We start from the raw sequence: 15735 nt of genomic DNA, 5'->3' as shown, positions 1-15735 counted from the left end.
CCATACTATAATTTTGCCAACTACGTAATTAGCAAGTTGCTCCTGAACTGTTATAGAACCCTCAGCATCTACCTATGGCTCTACGGAGAAAAGATAATAATAAAGGGGTTGGCCACCCTCATGAATCTCTACTTCCACATTCGGGTAAGTCTCTTCCAGCCACTCGCTTAAGGAATCTGTGACCTCAGAATCAGTTTCTGCTCCAATAAGGATCGTGACGATTTCATCGCCATTCTCAAGCATATTGGACAGCAGCGCCTGACTTGCAGCTAACAGATCATCTGCGGCAGCGACAATTTTGGAGTTCGAAATTCCGATAAATTGCCCGGATTTAATCTCCAGATCATCAAAGCTTGTATCACGGACAGCATTTGTTACTTGTCCTGACTTGACCTGTGAGATTGCTTCTAGCATGTTCCCAGAATTAGTCTCCACGGAATCCTCTTCTTGGAACGCGAAGGCTGCAGCGATTCCTTGAGGAATGCTTTTGCTTGGAATAACCGTAATCTCACGTTCGCCTTCCAAGAGCTCCTTAGCTTGCTGAGCGGCAAGAACAATATTAGAGTTATTCGGCAGAATGTAAACATGCTTCGCAGAGATGGAAGAAATCGCGTTCACGAAATCCTCTGTGCTAGGGTTCATAGTCTGACCTCCAGCTAGGACTACGTCCACACCGAGGCTTTTGAAAATATCTGCAATCCCAGCGCCTGATGATACTGCGATGAAGCCGTAAGGTGCCAAATCATCTGCTGGTGGTTCGGCTGGAGCTGATTGTACACGGCTCTGCTCATCCGGCATATCCGCGAAAACATCTGGCATAGGTGCAATATCCATCCCTGCAGTTAACAAGTCGCGGTGTTGCTCACGCATATTGAGAATATGAATCTGCGTAATTTCCCCATAGAGGAGTGCCAGATTCAAAACTTCACCTGGAGCCTTGGAATGCACATGCACTTTAATGGTTTCATCATCCGAAATTACAATAATGGAATCTCCATTTACTGACAACGCTTTCCTAAAGGTTTCCTCATCAAAGTCCGTTCTCACGTTACCGCCTAACTGGCGATTAATGAAGAACTCCATATCATATAGAAATTCTATGTCCTCTGTTGAAAGCTGTGATTGCGCAGAAGACTGTACAGAAGACAGTTCGCTTTCAGGTTTCTTTAACACCGGTACCGGTGTTGGCACGACTGGTGCCTGAGGTTGTCCTTTTACAGGTTCAGATACACCGGAGCTTCCGCTCGTCAGATGCTGGTGAAACCCTTCATAAATATAGACCAGTCCTTGACCTCCAGAGTCTACGACACCGACTTGCTTCAAGACAGGCAATTGTTCCGGTGTATAGGCTAAGGCTTCCTTTGCTTTGGCCAATACCTCTGTCATGAGCTCTGTAACATCTGTAGTTCGGCGAGCATAGTAGACAGCATGTCTTGCAGCCTCTTTAGCCACTGTAAGAATAGTTCCTTCTACAGGCTTTACAACTGCTTTATAGGCTGCGTCCACTCCGCTTTGCAATGCAGCAGCAAATTGCTGTGTGTTCAGCTCATCATGTTGAGCTGCAGATCTGCTAAACCCTCTGAACAATTGAGATAAAATAACTCCGGAGTTCCCCCGTGCGCCCATTAACAAGCCCTTAGAGAGTACACCTGCACATTGACCGACAGACGTTGTATTATTTTTCTTCAATTCATTCGAACCTGCGGTCATCGTCAAATTCATGTTAGTTCCGGTATCTCCGTCTGGAACCGGAAAAACATTTAGGGAATTGACGTGTTCTGCATGCTGTTGCAGCTTATCCGCTCCAGCCAATACCATAGCGGTAAAATCTGTTCCGTTTATAGAACGCTTACTCAATTGAGAATTCCCCTTCCTAACTTCATGCCTAATCATTCTATGATTAACAGGACATAATGCACTAATTTACATTGTACTATAAGTATTAAAAGAAATAAATGTTTTTGAATCGGTTGACGTAGCAAAATTTGCTGTGATATTATAGATAAGTATTGTTTTATGCAGGTGTTAGGAATAAGGAGGTGTAATCTATGTCCCGCAAATGTGCAGTAACAGGCAAGAAACCGAGCAGCGGTAACAACGTGTCTCACGCCAATAACCGCAACCGTCGTACTTGGGGAGTTAACGTTCAGAAGGTCCGTATCCTCGTGAACGGTAAACCAAAACGCGTGTACGTCAGCACCCGTGCTTTGAAAGCCGGTAAAGTTGAACGCGTTTAGTCTTTTGCAATTTTAAAGACCGAGCGATCACTCATATGAAGCAAAAAGCACCCTTTACATTTGTAAGGTGCTTTTTTTCATGTTTTCTTTTCTGTTCCAAGCCCAAGATCAACTCTTCTGAAATGTGTTCAAAATCGCTTTAACAAAACCTCCCAAAAACCTTGGCAGCTTAAACGTGTAAAATTTCATGGTTTACCCTCCCATCAATTCATGCCGTACGCAGGAGACTTTCTTCTTGTTCTAACGGTAACGTACTGCAGTCCTCCCTGCCAAAACAAAAAAGGCTACATGAGATTTCTGCTCATGTAACCATATTTATGCGTCGAGGACTTGGCCTATACCTTTAGTCGTAATAGCCTATTTTTTTAACGAAGTGCCGCTTCCGCTGCTTCTCGAATCTCAAGGATCGCTGCAGCACGATCACTCCGGCCAAAAACTGCATTTCCTGCAACCAAAACATCCGCTCCTGCACCGACAACCAATGGCGCTGTAGCTTCCGAAACACCACCATCGACTTCAATAAGTAGATCTGGATTGACTTCATTCGCCCATTCTCTAATTTGAGTAATTTTGCGCAACGTGTTAGGAATGAATGCTTGACCTCCAAAGCCAGGATTGACGGTCATCACGAGAATCATATCCACATCCTCAAGCACCTCACGCACCGCTGATGCCGGAGTGCCAGGATTAATAGCTACTCCTGCCTTAAGACCCAATTCCTTGATCTGATGCACCACACGGTGTAAATGAACGCAAGCCTCAGCGTGAACAGTAATCACACTAGCGCCTGCGGCAGCAAAATCAGAAATATAACGTTCTGGAGACTCAATCATTAAGTGAACGTCTAGTGGAAGTTTCGTATGTAACGAGACCGCTTTTACGATTGGTGGACCAAGCGTTATATTCGGCACAAAATGCCCGTCCATTACATCCACATGGATCCAATCCCCGCCACTGACCTCAGCTTCTGCAACCTCTGAACCTAAACTTGCGAAATCGGCAGACAATATAGATGGTGCAATTCGTATCATGACTTAGTACCTCCGCTTTTTATCTTTCATTTCATTAAAAAATAATTTGTAATGTTCATACCGGCTATCAGCGATATTTCCAGCTTTCCATGCCTCGATAACTCGGCAGCCTGGTTCATGCTGATGACTACAACCACGGAATTTACAATCCCCAGCATAGTTTGCAAATTCACGGAAACAAGTAGAGAGCTCTTCAACCCCAAGCTCAAGAAAATCAAGCTGACTAAAACCAGGGGTATCCGCTACAAAGCCGCCCCCGCCAATATCCATCAATTCTACATGTCGGGTAGTATGACGACCACGGCCCAAACGTAAGCTGATCTCACCTGTCTCCAGTTTAAGTCCTGGCACAATACGATTCAATAAGGTCGACTTTCCTACCCCAGATTGTCCGGCAAATACACTAATACCACCAGTAAGCCGCTCTCTTAGTTCATCACTGCCAGCTCCTGTAATTGAGCTTGTAACCATCACTTCATAACCAATATCTTCATAGAGCTCTTTAACATACTTAGTGGCTTCACCATTATCATTAGCCAAATCCTGTTTGGTCAGAACGATTAAAGGTTCCAGTCCCGAGTGCTCAATATGAACTAGGAACTTGTCCAATAGATTCAGGTTCATATCAGGTTCCCGCACAGAAAATAATAGAACGGCAAGGCTTACATTCGCTACAGGTGGACGAATTAACTCAGATTCTCTAGGGAGAAGCTCATCCACCATCCCTTCACCATGCTCAGTCAGCATATAGATCACGCGGTCACCTACAAGAGGAGCGATCCCCTTTTTCTTAAGTATGCCTCGGCCTCTGCATTGAACTGAAACTTCCTCTGTTGCAATTAATCCTTCACGAAGCGGTTTTACGTAATAATATCCGCTTAACGCCTTTACTATTATTCCTTCAGGCATACATAGTGAGCCTTCCTCTCCTGATTTTGCGAAAATGACCCAAGTTTGAACATCCCCGGGTCACTTCGCTGCCACAACTATTCAAGCACTTCTGTCCTGATTAGTTATCGCTTTTATCTTTAGATTTGTCTTTGTTTTTATTATTATGCTTGTCACCATTTTTATTACTGTTCTTGTTGTTACCACTATTGGTCGATTCATTATTCACCGAATTGTTAGTAAGGAATCCCGTCTGATTGGCTGATCCAGTATTAGTAGACCCTTCGTTGTCTGAACTTGGAGGCAGGATCTCAGGCTCAATGGTCGGTTCAGCAGTAGGTGTAGGATCTATCGGTGTCTGAGTCGGCTGCGGAGTCGGAATCGTCGGTGGTTCAGGTTCTTGCACCGTGCCATTCTTCGCATCAATATATGGAATCACATAAGTGTCTAAAAGCACACCATCTCGGGTAACAATAACAGAGCCATCTTTATTCGGAGCAAGCACTAGATTAACGGACAGCACTTGGCTCTTTCCAATGGTACGCGTTCCCCAATCTTGTTTCTCACCATTATTGCGCGCATCAACGAACTCAATTCGAATCTTGCTCTTCTTTCCATCCTGTGCAGGAGCTACTGGTACATTAAAGGTATAATTCAGGGCTTCAGGTGGATAACCTGTACTTAAGTAAATCGTAATCGCTGTTCCAGGTGGAACAGAGGTACCTTTCTCATAAGCCCAAGTTTTCGTTACCTTACCTTCATCAACTGTGAAGCTGGATTCTTCCTTTACATCTCCGAGGACCAGTTTGGATTCTTCCAAAAGCGCCTTAGCTTCACTCTCCGTCTTACCGATGAGGTCTGGCATCGTGACACTTTCTTCTCCTTTGCTAACGTAGAGGATGATTGAAACCGACTCAGGATCAAACTCGCTGTCAAAGGCTGGGTCTGATTTTACAACCTTACCCACCGCCGTATTTTCATCGAAGAGAGGTTCATTCTTAATTTGATTCTGGGGTACACCCTTTGCCATCAGCGCTTTAACCGCTTCGTCAAAGCTTAAATTTGTAACATCTGGCATCTTAGTTAATGGTTTCGCCGTATTCACAGTTAGTATTAGGGAGGCTCCCTTTTTCACTTTGGCGTCCTTTTCCCTACTTTGCTTCATGACCACATTCTCTTCGAAATTCGGACTGTAGTCATACAGTATAGGATCAGCAACCTCAAGCCCCAAATCCTCAAGTTCAGTCTTCGCTTGTTCCAGCTGTTTACCGACCACGTAAGGAACCGATACCTCAGGAACAACTAATTGGGATTTAACGTACCACACGAGACTGGCCATAGCCAGCAGTAACACTAAAGTTAAACCAATCCATAATGCAGGTTTAGTCCATTGTTTTTTACCTTTTTTCACAGGTACCGGATCGTCATCATCATCTTCATCATTATCCATCCGGTCGTGGCGATGATTACGATTTCCATTGCTTCTTTGGATCGGTTTAATCGCTGGTATTACCCGCGTTCGATCCTCGTCTTCCTCATCGTTAAAAAGAACTTTTGCTTCACTACGGCGCTCAGGCAACAAGCAGGTTTCTAAATCCTGCAGCATTTGCTTTGCAGACTGATAACGCTCTTCCGGATTTTTACGCATCGATCTTAGAATTACATTCTCAACGCTTTGCGGAATAAGTGGATTTATGAGCCTTGGCTCTTCAAACTCTTCTTGCAGATGCTTTAGAGCTACGCTAATCGGACTCTCCCCTAAGAATGGAAGACTTCCGGTAAGCATTTGATAGAGTACAATCCCTAATGAATACAGGTCGGATTTCTCTCCTGTTGAGACACCTTTGGCATGCTCTGGTGAGAAATAATGAACGGAACCTACTACAGAGCCTGTCTGAGTAATGGTAGTAGATGTTACCGCACGAGCAATACCGAAATCCGTTACCTTCACCCGGCCATTGCGCCCGATCAATATATTATGTGGTTTAATATCCCGATGAATAATTTGATTCTGATGAGCGTGATCAAGTGCATCACAGATTTGTGAAGCGATCCTTACGGACTCGTCAACCTGTAATGGCGCTCGTTCTTTTATAATTTCATTAAGATTCTTGCCCTCAATATATTCCATGACAATATAATGAATTTCGTCTTCTTGTCCTACATCGTAAATACTAACCACATTCGGATGAGACAAAGATGCAGCTGATTGCGCCTCACGCCTAAAACGGCGGATAAATTCCTCGTCATGAACAAATTGATTACGCAATACTTTGATGGCGACGTTTCGGTTTAAAAGAATGTCATGTGCTCTATAGACGAGCGCCATTCCACCTCCGCCGATCCGTTCGATGACTTGGTAACGGCCGCCCAGTTCGTGACCGATCATCAATCCCACTCCTTTGTTTCGGGCACAGCGGCCTCTCCATGATGTTCTAACAAAGCGACGCTAATATTATCGCCGCCGCCAGCAAGCAGTGCCAACTGAAGTAAGCGGTCCGCTCTTTCCTCTAACGGTATCTCATGTATTCCCGCTACCTTGCCCAAATGCTCATTGTTAACAAAATTACTTAAACCATCACTGCAGAGAAGCAAAAGTTCCCCAGGTAGCAAGGTAACAGGGGCTAAATCAACCAGCACCTCAGCATCTGTTCCAAGTGCTCTCGTCAGCACATTCCGTCTCGGATGATTATCTAATTCCTCCACACTGATCTGACCGTTCTTGAACAGCTCATTGACTAGCGTGTGATCTTCGGTTAATTGAACTGCTGCACTGTCCTTTATTAAATAGGCTCTGCTGTCTCCGATATGGCCAATATATCCGTTTGAACCATTCATCAGGGCAGCAACGACAGTAGTACCCATATTGTGGTACTTATCGTTGCTGGAAGCCTCCTTGAAGACAGTGCTGTTAGCTTCCAAAATAGCAGCTGATAACGCATCACGCAGTGCTTCGTCCTGAAGCTCAGGCAGGAGCCCGTCTAGGGTATTCCTCATCGTCTCCAAAGCAAGCCTGCTCGCGGTTTCACCAGCCTGATGTCCACCCATCCCATCGGCAATTATGCCGAGTGTATAACCGTGGCGCGTCGCGCCGATCCAGACCGAATCCTCATTGACAGAGCGCACTCGGCCAATATCGCTGGCATGAACTGTTCTGATCAAATATCCTCACCCCAACTCCATATGTTTGGCACGCAGCTGTCCGCATGCGGCCGCGATATCATGGCCTTGCTCACGGCGAATGGTAACATTCACGCCGTTGTCAGCCAAAATACGTTGAAACTCAAAGATATCATTGCGTGAAGTACGTACATATTTCCGCTCTGGCACGTGGTTTACTGGAATCAAATTGACGTGGCACAGCATGTTCTTAAGCACACCTGCTAATTCCTCAGCATGCTCCGGCTGATCATTCACCCCGCCGATCAATGCATACTCAAAGCTGACCCGTCGCCCCGTCTTAGCTTGATAATAACGTAAAGATTCAATCACATCATCAAACGGAAAGCGGCGGTTAACTGGCATTAGCTTCGAACGCAGTTTGTCGTTAGGTGCATGAATCGAAATCGCCAAATTTATTTGTGTATCTTCTTCTGCAAATTTATAAATGCTCGGCACAATCCCGCTTGTGGAAACAGTAATATGCCGTTGTCCGATATTTAGACCTTTCTCATGAATCATAAGACGCAAGAATCTCATTGTTGCATCATAGTTCTCAAACGGCTCACCAGTACCCATGATAACAATACTGCTGACACGTTCACCCCGCTCATCCAAGATCTGTTGAGAGCGTACAACCTGAGCTACAATTTCACCCGCTGTCAAATCACGTTTCAATCCACCAAGCGTAGAGGCACAGAAGGTACAGCCGATTCGGCAGCCTACTTGAGTTGTTACACAAACGCTATTTCCATAATTATGTTTCATGATAACTGTCTCGATCGCATGATCATCATGCAATCCAAACAGGAATTTTACTGTTCCATCTTTCGATTCCATTTTAGTAATCTCAGTGAGCGCTGCAATGGAGAATTGCTCGTTCAGCTTCTGACGAAGTCCTTTAGACAAATTACTCATGGATTCGAAGTCACTTACACGTTTTACATACAACCAGTCAAAAATCTGTCCACCACGAAAAGCAGGCTCACCGTTATCTTTCGCCCACTGCTGTAACTCTTCTAAAGAAAAATCATATATTAAAGGTTTCATTATTATTAGCACCTGTTCTTTCATAAGGATATGCGTATTATTTCTCATTCTTCCTATTTTAACACAAATTTCAGAGACGGTAAAAGAAATAGCCCGCCGTACGTTAGCCCGGCGGGCGGAAGATACAACGATTGTCAGTAAATTTGCTATATTACAAGACTCTTTGAAGCTTGGAGATATAGAACCCATCACTGCCATAATGATGTGGCAATAACTGAATCCCCTCACCTGCAGCCAGCGCAGTACCTTCCAATCTCCCCCACAGCGGGGAAGCAAATGTTATAGAAGTGAAATCAGGATTTTGCTTCAAAAAGGCAGCTACGACCTCACTATTTTCCGTTTGTTCAGTCGTACAGGTACTATAAACCAGAACACCACCCGGTTTCAACAGTTTAGAAACCGACTGCAGCAGCTGACCCTGCAGTGATGCTACACTTGCAACATCCTCAGGCTGCTTACGCCATTTGAGATCTGGCTTACGGCGGATTACACCAAGCCCAGAGCAAGGCGCGTCCAAAAGAATTCTATCGAAGGAATGATGTTCTAAGGTATGCTCCAGCTCCAGTGCATCTGCACTGCCTGTTACTACGCTTTCGAGACCTAACCTTGCAGCTTGATCCGAGATAAGCTTAGCTTTATGTGGATGAAGGTCGTTAGCGAAAATAGATCCTTCATCTTTCATCAGCTCGCCCATGTGGGCCGTTTTACCCCCAGGCGCGGCGCAGCAATCAAGCACTCTCATTCCAGGCTCAGGTGCAACAGCTTCAGCTACAAGCATGGAGCTTTCATCCTGAACAGATAGATATCCATCCCGGTACCAGGATGAAAGAGCCAGATTACCTCCGCCTTTTACAACAATACCATAAGGACTTACTTCAGAAGCAGAAGCTTGCAGACCTTGTTCAATCATCTGACTCAATAGGGCTTCACGGCTAATCATCGTAGTATTTACGCGTACACTGACAGCGGGTGGCTCATTGTTAGCAGCACAAATAGCTTCCGCAGTGTCAACACCATACTCCGTAATCCAGCGCTTCACTAACCATATAGGATGGGAATACTGAATAGATATCCGTTTCGCAGGACCCAATCCATCAGGTATTATCGGCAGATTTCCAGCGCGCAGCACACTACGAAGCACGCCATTAACCATACCCGAAATTCCTTGATGGCCCTTTTTCTTAGCTATATTAACAGCCTCGTTTACAGCTGCATGAGATGGTATGCGATCCAGGTACATAATTTGATATAAGCTTAGACGCAGTAAATTACGCACCCAGGGCTGCAATTTAGCGATCCCTTTGCTAACAAATTCCTCGAGCACATAATCAAGTGTATTCATCCGAGAGATGGTACCATAGACAAGCTCTGTAACTAGTCCAGCATCTTCTCTGCTGAGTGCAGACTTCTGCAGACTGCTGTTCAGCAATAAGTTGCTGTAAGCCCCTTGTTGTTCGACTTTAACCAGGATATCGAGAGCGATATCGCGGGAAGAAGCTGTAGCAGCTTTACCTTTATTTCCGCTACCGCCCTTTTTACCACTCACTGCTTTATGATCGTTACTATTTTTATTACCAGAGTTATGACTTACTCCTGATCGGCCCGCACCGTTACCACCCGCGCTCAACCTAGCACCATCCCTGGTTTCATGACACCGCCACGGCTAAAATCCGCAGCGCTCATCGCTTTTTTACCCGCAGGTTGAACCGTAGTTAGCAGCAGACTTCCGTCTCCTGTCTTAACCTCGACACCATGTTCAGTGACCGAAAGTACCGTTCCTGGCGCACTATCAGATGATTTCTGCTCAGCAGGAATTTTTGAAGCCCATACTTTGAAGGTCTCTCCATTCCAAAGCGTAAACGCACCGGAAAAAGGTACTAATCCACGAATTCGATTATAGTTATCACGTGAGCCAGCGTTCCAATCCAAACGCTCATCCTCACGATTTAGGTTAGGAGCAAAGGTCGCTTGACTGTCGTCTTGCGGAGTCGCTTGAACAAGGCCGTTTACTAATCGCGGCATTTCAGACTTCAAAAGATCACGTCCAGCAAGGCTAAGCTTCTCGAACATCGTGCCGGAAGTATCCTCATCCTCGATAGCCACCTCGACGCGTGAGATCATATCTCCAGTGTCAAGTCCTGCAGCCATATACATCAAGGTAACGCCGGTAACCTTCTCACCGTTAATGATACTACGTTGAATCGGTGCGCCACCCCGGTATTTAGGAAGTAGTGAACCATGAACATTCACACAACCATTACGCGGCAAATCCAATACAGCTTTAGGCAAAATTTGACCATAAGCAGCTGTAACAATCAGGTCAGGCTCATATACAGCTAGCTCTGCGACAGCCTCAGGTTTGCGCATCCGTTCAGGCTGGAGCACAGGTAAACCGAGAGATAATGCGGCTTCTTTAACTGGTGAAGGAGCCAAGATCTTTTTACGTCCTTGCGGTCGATCTGGTTGGGTGACGACTGCTACAACTTCATAGCCTTCATCCATCAGCATTTGCAAGCTTGGTACCGCAAAGGCTGGGGTTCCCATGAATACAATCTTCATATCCTCACTCCTCAGTCTCATTGCGTTCAGCTGTCATCTCGTATACTTTCTCAGCGATATCGGTAAACAGTACTCCGTTCAGATGGTCAATCTCATGTTGAAAAGCCCGTGCAAGTAAACCACTGCCGGTAATGGTAATTTCTTTTCCCTCACGGTTAAGACCACGTACGGTTACTGTCTCTGCACGGCGTACATCACCATTCAATCCGGGAATACTAAGACATCCTTCAGGTCCTAGCTGCTCCCCTTCTGTACCGATGATTTCCGGATTAATCATTTTGATAAGCCCGTGCTCTTCATCTGCATCCACCACAATTAGGCGCTTCAAAATACCAACTTGCGGAGCTGCCAGCCCTACACCTTCAGCGTCATACATCGTATCAGCCATATCATCTAACAATTTTTTAACATTAGGTGTAACTACAGTTACTTCTTTTGCTATTTTGTGCAACACTTCATCCGGTTCCTTAACGATCATACGTATCGCCATTAAAAACACCTTCCCGTTCTGTACATCTCTATATTTAGAGTTTATTGATCTAGCTCTTTTTTTACATTGTAACATGATAACGATTTACATCAACATTTGCGGATCAACATCAATGCTGATCTGAAGCCCTGTATCCCGTACAGAATCCTCCAACTCCTCAGCCACTTGTCGAACAAGCCCTATCACATCGATGGCGCCGCGCCATTTTATCATACATTGGAATCTATATCTACCCTTTAAGCGAGGGATTGGAGAAGCTACGGGACCTAACAGATCTAGTACATCCGTGGTTAGCTTATCTAGACTCCCATACCATCTTAGATTTCTGGCCTTCCCCTGCAGATTCATAGCGTAATTCTCTGCCATCCGGAGTAGTAGCGGTAACTGCTCATGGGATAATGTAACGAGTATCAGTCTGCAATAAGGTGGATAATGTAGCCCTCTGCGATGCTTCAGCTCTTCCCTTACAAAAGAGAGATAGTCATGCCCGCTAGCATGAATAATAGAATAATGCTCTGGTGTATAGGACTGAACAACGACCTCACCCGGAAGTTGATGCCGACCTGCTCTTCCAGCAACTTGTGTAAGCAATTGGAAGGTCTTCTCCGCTGCACGAAAATCGGGCAGGTTCAACGCTGAATCTGCTGTAATTACGCCAACAAGAGTTACGTCAGGAAAATCCAAACCTTTTGCTACCATCTGAGTGCCTAGCAGAACATCCGCTTTTTTGTCTCTGAATTGATTCAGCAGCTTCTCATGCGAACCTTTTTCTGTCGTTGTATCCACGTCCATACGAATCACCCGTATCCCAGGGAACAACTTACCAAGCTCTTCTTCCACCCGCTGCGTCCCCGTTCCGAAGAAACGGATATGCTCACTTCCACACTCTGGACAAAGTTTAGGTGCTGGTTCAGCATGACCACAATAATGACAACGCAAATTGTCACTACGACTATGGTACGTTAATGAAATATCACACTCGGGGCAGCCTGCTACATATCCGCAACTCCGGCACATAATAAACGTCGAGAAACCTCTACGGTTAAGCAATAACACGGTCTGTTCTCCACGTTCCAGTCTTTCAGCCAATGCAGCATGAAGCTTTCGACTGAACATTGAGCGATTACCTTCTTTAAGCTCTTCCCGCATATCCACGACATTTACCTTCGGTAGTTCGTTACCAAGCGCGCGGGTAGGCATCTCTAGAAGGACTGGTGAAAAATGAATATCACTCTGCGCTCTGGCAGCATGATAGCTTTCTAACGAAGGCGTGGCGGAGCCTAAAATCACGGATGCCCCACACTGTTCGGCTCTGCGAATCGCTGCATCACGGGCATGATATTTCGGATTTTCCTCCTGCTTATATGAAGTTTCATGCTCTTCATCCATAATAATCAAACCTAGGTTAGAGAACGGGGCAAACACCGCTGAACGGGCGCCAACGGCAACCGTAGCCTTTCCTTCACGGATTTTGCGCCACTCATCGTAACGTTCGCCAACAGATAATCGGCTATGCATTACCGCGACACCACTTCCGAAGCGCCCTTTAAAGCGCTCCACCATCTGCGGCGTTAATGCGATTTCTGGGACGAGCACTACGGCCTGTCTACCCTGATCCAGACAACGTTTGATACATTGCAAATAGATTTCTGTCTTACCGCTCCCCGTAACGCCATGTAACAGAAAAACTTCATGGAGCTGTTCTTCTAGCGTTCGTGAAATACGTGTGTATACAATCTCTTGTTCTGCTGTAAGTGGCAGAGGCGTAGTAGGCTTAAAATCACGTCCTTGATAAGGGTCGCGATAGACTTCGATTTCACTGATTTCGATAAAGCCTTTTTCCTCTAAACCCTTCACGGTGCTTGCCGTCACTTGAAGTGCAGACAAGACTTCCTTAAGCGCCATTGGGAGTGTAGCTTCCCTTTCAATCAGAAAGCTAAGCACTTCCTTCTGTCGCGCGGACTTTTTGGGGAATTTATTCAACGCCTCACGAGCAGCCGTAATCCCTATCGCAAGATCTACTGCTTTTAGCTTCTTCTTGCCCATTTTATCTTTAATCGATTGGCTCTCTACAAGAACTCCACGTCTTAGCATGAACTTCACCGTCTCCGCAGCCTCCGGAAATGCACGGGTGAGCTGCTTCATGGAAACTTCGCCATTACGTCCAATAAACTCAGTAATTAGTCGTTCCTCATTCCCTGTATCTGCAAACATAGGGAATAATTCATCATCAGAAAATGCTGCTTCTTCTTCCACATCTCCTAGCGAAATCAGTCGTTCTGCCTTCCCTTTTAGAGCAGTGGGCAGCATCGCTTGCAGGGCTGAAATTCGTCTGCATGCATATCTTTTACTCATCCAGTCCGCTAGCTCAACTAATTCAGGAGATAAAGGTGGAAGTAAATCCAGCACCTCTTGAATAGCCTTAAGACCAGGATTCACTACTGTTTCACCTGACTCCAGAGAAACGACAAAGCCTTGCACCGTGCGGTGTCCAAACGGGACCGCTACTCGGCTGCCCACTTCAATCCATAACTTTAGTGATTCTGGAATACTATAATCAAATGGCCGGTCAGTGCTGCGTACAGGCACATCCACAATGACCTTGGCAATATCCATTATAATGAAGCTCCAGTAATCCGCTCTGCCACGAGCGTCAGCAAGCGGCGAGCGACCTCATCCTTAGACAATTGTGGCAATTCGAGCACCAATCCATCTACATCATAAATCGATACAATATTCGTATCCGATCCGAATCCGGCTCCTGCAGCCGCTACATTGTTTGCAACAATGAGATCGCAGTTTTTGCGGACTAGCTTGTCCTTTGCATAAAATTCTGTGTTTCCCGTCTCCGCAGCAAAGCCGATCAAGAACTGCTTGTCTTTGTTCTTACCTAGCGTTTCCAGAATATCCGTTGTTTTTATAAGCTCAAGAGTCAGTGTATCTCCATTTTTTTTAATTTTGGATGGCTCACTTTGCTTAGGCCGGTAATCCGATACAGCAGCCGCCTTGATCATGATATCGCAGCTATCCCACTGAGCAGTAACCGCATCGTACATCTCTTGTGCAGATTGAACACGAATGACATTCATATCCGGGTCCTGCGGAGGCGCTTCATCTGTTCGCGCAGCAATCAAGGTAACCTCAGCACCCATTGCACGTGCAGCACGTGCCAATGCAAAACCCATCTTACCGGAGGAATCATTAGAGATATAGCGTACCGGATCAATCCGTTCTACTGTACCACCAGCTGTGATGACGATCTTTTTACCCTTGAGTGGACTAGACTTCACACTTTCTTGCAACGCAAAAAAATCCTCAACATAACTTACAATAGTCTCTGGTTCCTCTAAACGTCCTTTACCCACGTAACCACATGCCAGCAGACCTTCTCCAGGCTCAATAAACTGAATACCTCGTTTAGCGAGGGTATCCAAATTGCTAATTACAGCGGGATGCTGATACATATGAACATTCATAGCCGGTGCCACCATTATAGGTGCAGTAGTAGCGAGTAACGTTGTGGATAACATATCATCCGCAATTCCGTGCGCCATTTTAGCAATAATATTTGCAGTTGCTGGTGCTACTATCACAAGGTCCGCCGAATCAGCCAAATCAATATGCGAGATGGAGGATGGGTCCCGTTCCTGGAATGTATCGCTATATACTCGTTGCTTCGACAGTGACTGTAGAGTTAATTCTGTAATGAACTGCTTTGCCGAAGCTGTCATAATGACATGAACCTCGGCTCCTTTTTGGACAAGCTTACTGGTCAGGGCTGCTGCTTTGTAAGCGGCAATTCCCCCTGTAATCCCAAGTAAAATAGTCTTCCCCTTCAAGCTCTTCAACATGATCTCCCCCCTGTTCCCTTCTCTTACAACGAATGATCTATTTCTTAAACTACTTATATTTTGAGAAAAAAATAACAACCTTCCGGTTGTCAGAAACAGCCCGGTCTTGGGCTATCAGCATTCATTAAAGACCCATAATTGCTCCATAACCCAAGAAGAAACGGCATCGCCTAATAACAAATAGGCGGTATCCGTTTCTACAAAAGGTCATATCTAAATAAACTTGAGACTACTCTTCACCACGGGTAAGCGTAATGCGATCTTCGTAAATTTCCTCAAGAGCAACACCGACAAATTTATGCGATCTAGGGTTCTTCACATCTGTCTTGCCACCCTCACGCAATTGTCTAGCACGACGTGCTGCGGCTACAACGAGCGAATACTTACTGTCAACCTTGGTCATCATTTCATCAATTGATGGATATAGCACAGGGACACCTCTTCATAGTTTACTGGTAATACCTTCAGCC

Annotated in this window: 14 protein-coding genes; 1 reads left to right on the top strand and 13 read right to left on the bottom strand. The window is 45.5% G+C overall.

Annotated elements, in window-relative coordinates; translation table 11 throughout:
- Nucleotides 1-72: 72 nt before the first annotated feature.
- Nucleotides 73-1857: a DAK2 domain-containing protein gene (locus H70737_RS11735; protein ID WP_042187402.1), complete on the bottom strand. Its 1785-nt coding sequence runs from the start codon at nt 1855-1857 to the stop codon at nt 73-75.
- A 191-nt stretch (nt 1858-2048) separates the two neighbouring features.
- Between H70737_RS11735 and rpmB the strand changes: the two genes are divergently transcribed.
- Nucleotides 2049-2237 carry a 50S ribosomal protein L28 gene (gene rpmB / locus H70737_RS11730; RefSeq protein ID WP_042187400.1) on the top strand — a complete coding sequence of 63 codons (189 nt, stop codon included), beginning with the start codon at nt 2049-2051 and terminating at the stop codon, nt 2235-2237.
- A gap of 108 nt (nt 2238-2345) precedes the next feature.
- On the opposite strand, the gene spoVM is transcribed toward rpmB, so the two are convergent.
- From spoVM to rpoZ, 12 genes are all read right to left on the bottom strand, one after another.
- Nucleotides 2346-2426 (bottom strand): stage V sporulation protein SpoVM, encoded by an 81-nt coding sequence (gene spoVM, locus H70737_RS11725; RefSeq protein WP_020431362.1) that lies wholly within the window; start codon nt 2424-2426, stop codon nt 2346-2348.
- A 176-nt stretch (nt 2427-2602) separates the two neighbouring features.
- Nucleotides 2603-3268: a ribulose-phosphate 3-epimerase gene (gene rpe / locus H70737_RS11720; protein ID WP_042187399.1), complete on the bottom strand. Its 666-nt coding sequence runs from the start codon at nt 3266-3268 to the stop codon at nt 2603-2605.
- 3 nt (nt 3269-3271) lie between these two features.
- Nucleotides 3272-4177 carry a ribosome small subunit-dependent GTPase A gene (gene rsgA, locus H70737_RS11715; protein WP_042187397.1) on the bottom strand — a complete coding sequence of 302 codons (906 nt, stop codon included), beginning with the start codon at nt 4175-4177 and terminating at the stop codon, nt 3272-3274.
- Nucleotides 4178-4277: 100 nt separating this feature from the next.
- Complete coding sequence (gene pknB / locus H70737_RS11710; protein WP_042187395.1) at nt 4278-6545, bottom strand: Stk1 family PASTA domain-containing Ser/Thr kinase; 2268 nt, start codon at nt 6543-6545, stop codon at nt 4278-4280.
- Complete coding sequence (locus H70737_RS11705) at nt 6545-7318, bottom strand: Stp1/IreP family PP2C-type Ser/Thr phosphatase (RefSeq protein WP_042187392.1); 774 nt, start codon at nt 7316-7318, stop codon at nt 6545-6547. The genes pknB and H70737_RS11705 overlap by 1 nt, the downstream gene beginning before the upstream one ends.
- A gap of 6 nt (nt 7319-7324) precedes the next feature.
- A complete protein-coding gene (gene rlmN / locus H70737_RS11700; RefSeq protein WP_042187390.1) occupies nt 7325-8365 on the bottom strand; it encodes a dual-specificity RNA methyltransferase RlmN in 1041 nt (346 codons plus the stop codon).
- A gap of 151 nt (nt 8366-8516) precedes the next feature.
- A complete protein-coding gene (rsmB, locus tag H70737_RS11695) occupies nt 8517-9911 on the bottom strand; it encodes a 16S rRNA (cytosine(967)-C(5))-methyltransferase RsmB (protein ID WP_156113223.1) in 1395 nt (464 codons plus the stop codon).
- Between the two features lie 77 nt (nt 9912-9988).
- The gene (gene fmt, locus H70737_RS11690; RefSeq protein ID WP_042187389.1) at nt 9989-10924 is read right to left on the bottom strand and encodes a methionyl-tRNA formyltransferase; all 936 of its coding nucleotides are present in this window, start codon (nt 10922-10924) and stop codon (nt 9989-9991) included.
- 4 nt (nt 10925-10928) lie between these two features.
- Nucleotides 10929-11414, bottom strand: coding sequence for a peptide deformylase (gene def, locus H70737_RS11685; RefSeq protein WP_042126884.1), 486 nt, complete (start codon nt 11412-11414; stop codon nt 10929-10931).
- 84 nt (nt 11415-11498) lie between these two features.
- Nucleotides 11499-14030 (bottom strand): primosomal protein N', encoded by a 2532-nt coding sequence (gene priA, locus H70737_RS11680; protein ID WP_042187387.1) that lies wholly within the window; start codon nt 14028-14030, stop codon nt 11499-11501.
- The gene (gene coaBC / locus H70737_RS11675; protein ID WP_042187385.1) at nt 14030-15265 is read right to left on the bottom strand and encodes a bifunctional phosphopantothenoylcysteine decarboxylase/phosphopantothenate--cysteine ligase CoaBC; all 1236 of its coding nucleotides are present in this window, start codon (nt 15263-15265) and stop codon (nt 14030-14032) included. The genes priA and coaBC overlap by 1 nt, the downstream gene beginning before the upstream one ends.
- A 229-nt stretch (nt 15266-15494) precedes the next feature.
- Nucleotides 15495-15695 carry a DNA-directed RNA polymerase subunit omega gene (gene rpoZ, locus H70737_RS11670; protein ID WP_036686188.1) on the bottom strand — a complete coding sequence of 67 codons (201 nt, stop codon included), beginning with the start codon at nt 15693-15695 and terminating at the stop codon, nt 15495-15497.
- Nucleotides 15696-15735 lie beyond the last annotated feature (40 nt).

It is taken from the genome of Paenibacillus sp. FSL H7-0737 (assembly GCF_000758545.1).
In the GTDB taxonomy this organism is placed as follows: domain Bacteria; phylum Bacillota; class Bacilli; order Paenibacillales; family Paenibacillaceae; genus Paenibacillus_AQ.
This window is presented reverse-complemented; position numbering and strand designations above follow the sequence as displayed.